This is a genomic window from bacterium (genome assembly GCA_030247525.1).
Lineage (GTDB): Bacteria > Electryoneota > JAOADG01 > JAOADG01 > JAOADG01 > JAOTSC01.
Map to the genome: position 1 here is coordinate 1 of JAOTSC010000232.1, position 4,160 is coordinate 4,160.

A 4,160-nucleotide genomic window follows, 5' to 3' on the forward strand; every position below is an offset into this window, starting at 1 on the left:
TTGCCTTCAACAGGTGTCGAAGATTGGTTCGGAGCGATGTGCAAATCGGTTCCCGTATCGTCTACGAAACCGGGGTTGGTTGCCCATGAGGCGGCATCAACTAAGGATGCTGCTTGCCAGTTTGCCAACGTAGCTTGGTCGGTATTAAAGTAACCCGTGTAACCATTTGTCGGGTTAGGTACATAGTACACGTTGTTATCGGAGGTTAAGGTACCGCTGCTGCGATAGTAGGCATAGTGCTTACTGGTCGATGCTTGATTCGGGGTTTTGTTGTACAGAATGTTGTTCCGGGTATTAAACGTACCGGTAACCGTGTACAAACACGCCGAATTATACATCAAATCGGCACCTTGGTTGTACAAGCCTTGGTTCAACAACACACTATTGTTGTCAAAATTAAACGTACCTGATCCGGTCAAATACGCGCCATACATGTAAAAAGTGGCGACGTTTGTCGTTCGGATCGAAGTCGAATTGACACTGTAAATGAAGTTGTTGAAAATGTTGTATGTGTACCCCGAAGTATGTGCTCCGTAGTACCCGTAGGCGGCATAGTTCGTCGTCGTCGTTGACGTGGAGTGAATATTGTAAACACGGTTGTTGTAGAAGTTATAGTTTCCACTTTGGTAATAAGCATACACACCATAAGCAACTGCGCCGATAGAAGTGACATTAGCCACATCGATATCGTGAACACTGGCATTGTTCTGGTAGTACATGTACAAACCATAACTAGCACCGGCACCACCGATATCATCGACTCCGTTGGAACCGATAACAAAGCGGTTGGTATTGCCAGTTCCTGCAACGGTACTACCAACTTCGGTTCCGAGATCGGGATAAGTCGTTGAGTAGCCGTAAATGTAACCGCCATAACGCGCATTCGAAATCTTCAGATTCAAATACTTGTTATAGTGATTAGCACCGGTCGAGCTTGTCGGTATCGTCGTATAGTATTGCCGGATACCACGAGTGTTCGCGTTGGTACGATTCAAAGTAATCGTAGCATTTTTAATCGTATTGTAAGAGCTGCCGTCCGTAGCGTTGGCATTGGTGATCCAATATCCAAACTCGACATCGGTAGTTCCCGGATCGGCGACATCGATACCATCGAAGATGATGTAATCGGCACCGCTGATTAATACGGTTGCGTCAGTTGCGCCGGTTGTTCCTGCACCATTCAACACGACCGCGGCGGTTTCTTTTTGGAACGTAACGGTATTCGTTGCCGAAGAACCGTTTAACACGGGGATCGTGATTCGTTCGGAGTAGGTCCCGGGACGAACGCTGAATACAACGGGACCGTTAATCGAATTAGCGACCAACGCGTTCACTGCATCGGTAAATGTTGCATAGCTTGGAGAAACACCACCGATTGTATAGTTCCCAGACATCGGAGTCGCACCGATTGTCAAGAAAGACATGACAGCTGAGTTTATTGTTGCATTCGCTGAGTTCCGCGAGACAACCCGCCAGTAGTACACCGTGTTGTTGAGTAACGGGCTTGCCGGTGTGTAAGACGTTCCCGCGGTATGATCGGCGACTAATGCACCAGCCGCTAAGTTTGTGACATCAGCTTGTAAGGTAGACAAATAGACATCACTGCTTGCAACACAACTATTGTTCGTCCAACTCAAAGTGGGTGTTGCTGCGATACCGGTTGTTCCACTTACTGGTGCATGATTCAAGGTGTTATGGCAAGGAGGATTGTACTCAATGGCATAATTGGTCAGTCCGCTAACTAAGGTCCCTGCGGCAATTATATCGAAACCATTAGCTCCGATATCATCGATACCACCGTAATAAGTCGCACCGGTCAAAAGGGTCGTTAACCTTCGGTAATTAACCTGTGCACGACCATCGGGATAGAGCACGATTTGCCATGTACGAGTGTAACTCGTATCTGCACGATATGTTGAATTAAACCACCGAACATCGATAAACGAAACCACTAATCGGGTTGGATTTGAGAGCGTCTGGTACATGTATCGAGACGCGATTTCTTTATAGTTGTCATTCGCTGTACTGGAACCTTTTTGAGGTACGATCCAATCGTAGTTAGTAGTAGGCAAGGCGGTTGTATAACCTGGACTCCCTGTAAACGTAATGAATCCGTTTGCACAGATATTAAACGTAGTATAGTTCGTTCCGTAGAAGGGATACGTGAAACCGATCGGCAAACCAGATATGTAACTGTCGTCGCTTGATGCCCCTGCCCAAGCTTCGGAACCAGTTGCCAAAATGTCATCCCAGAAATATGTTGCACCACTAGCTCCATCGCGGGCTGAGTAGCCAACACCATCGGGACCCCATGTCTGGTCAGTTGATGGAGGATTTGTGTCGCGTGGAAGCAACTGTTGGACAAGGGGATCGGCAGCGATTTTTTCACTTTCGCTAACAATTTCACCTTGTAGGATGCGTGAGGCAATCGCTTGAATCTGATCTGGAGTATAGCTCAAAGGAGCCTTATCCGAAGCAGGTAAAGCATTGGCTGCGCCAATCAGGAACAGCAAGCTTAGAAGGAGCAATCCCACCTTACTTGCATGTTTCATTTTTTTACAATTCATAGTTCTTCCCTTTCTTCTGAAAGAAGTGGCTAACAAAGAAGTAAAGCGGGTAAGCAGTGCAGCGAGATCCGTTGAATGAAAATCTAAGGTGTTGTTTTAAAAAAGTCGAAACGAGTTTACGATGACTGGATTTCGATGTCAAGAAAAAAAAACGAATTGAGAATTTTCTCGAGTTGTTTTGAATTTCACAGTAGTTGTACAGCAACAAATTTACTCAAGACTGCAAATCAAGACACTAGATAATACAACCCTGAGTTTTAATGACTTGAAACATCATTCGGGTCAGTAAACCTGATGTGTGACTGCAGTCACGTTTCTTCACAAACCAAAGATAACAGTTCTCAAGATGTATAAAAGAGCATATTGATTTCTCCGGGAGTTGATACACCTCACATAATATCAGAAATCATCGATAGGATTATAGTTGATTTTGATTTTGGCTTTGTGTATATTGCCACCTTGTTTTTCAATTATTTACCACACAGACAGAAGGGGGATAACCGATGAAGAAACTACTACTCGCTGGACTCATAGCAGTATCGGCGTTCATGTGTATTGTCGAAGCAAATGCGGCAATTCCGAAACCAAAAACCGTTTGGGAAATCAAAGCCAAGAAAAATGTTGTCCGGGAATTGGTCGGTGACCAAGGTCAGTTTGTCTGGATCCGGGACGATGATGAAGTTAAAGTGTTTGATGGCATCAAAGGTGGAAAGCTTTGGGAAGGTACCCTTAAAGGATTTAACGAAGATGGTTATTACCAATTGTTAAACACGGACTCCCCAAAGCCACTCTACGTTTACTCGGTAAAAAAAGGTTTGAAGTGTATTGATATTGCGACCGGTAAGGAAGTCTGGGAAACCCAGCTCGAAATCAAAACAAAAAAATTCCTCCGATCCTACAGTACCGAAAACGGTTTTCTGATGGAATTCGATACCGATGAACAACACTACATCCTGCTAAATCTTGCAGATGGAAAAGTCATCTGGGAACACTCCAAATCCGAAGGGTTTACCCCCTATCCAAAATATGTTGAAAAGGGATTACCGGTCATTTGGACTTTTGGTGATCGCATTTTAATGGTTATGAAGAAAAAAGTCAGTTTGATCGATGCAAAGACTGGTGCTGAGTTATGGAAAGCAGAAAAACGCTGGCCTTCGGATGCGTGGGGGGATAACGCAATCCAGGAACAAGATGGCAAGTTGTTACTCTTTTTCGAAGAAGGTGTCGGTTCTGTTCGATTATCGGATGGAAAAGAACTTTGGTACCGCGAAGGAGAAGTCGAAGAAGCAAACAAATCCTTTGTCCTCGATACTCCGGAAGGAAAATTAGGTCTCTTCGCATTCAAGGATGCGCTTCTATGCTACAAAGTCGACGACGGTACGATTCTTTGGGAACACAAAAAGGATATGTCGGAAAGCGACCGTATTATTGGGACGATCGAAGAAGTTTATAGTGTACCCGGCGATGACCGTTTAAAACTGTTTATGTCGTTCCGATCCAGTTTGAATCCATTTAAACAAAAGGAAATGGGTGGTTGGATTACTGCCAATGGCGTCGATTGGAAAACCGGTAAAGTCGTCTACAAGACAGTAT

2 protein-coding genes are annotated in these 4,160 nt (G+C 44.7%); one reads left to right on the forward strand and one right to left on the reverse strand.

Annotation, left to right across the window (positions count from 1 at the left end; genetic code table 11):
- A partial coding sequence (locus tag OEM52_14300) for a hypothetical protein (protein MDK9701307.1) occupies positions 1-2,567 on the reverse strand: 2,567 nt, incomplete at its 3' end.
- 503 nt (positions 2,568-3,070) lie between these two features.
- Between OEM52_14300 and OEM52_14305 the strand changes: the two genes are divergently transcribed.
- A partial coding sequence (locus OEM52_14305) for a PQQ-like beta-propeller repeat protein (GenBank protein ID MDK9701308.1) occupies positions 3,071-4,160 on the forward strand: 1,090 nt, incomplete at its 3' end.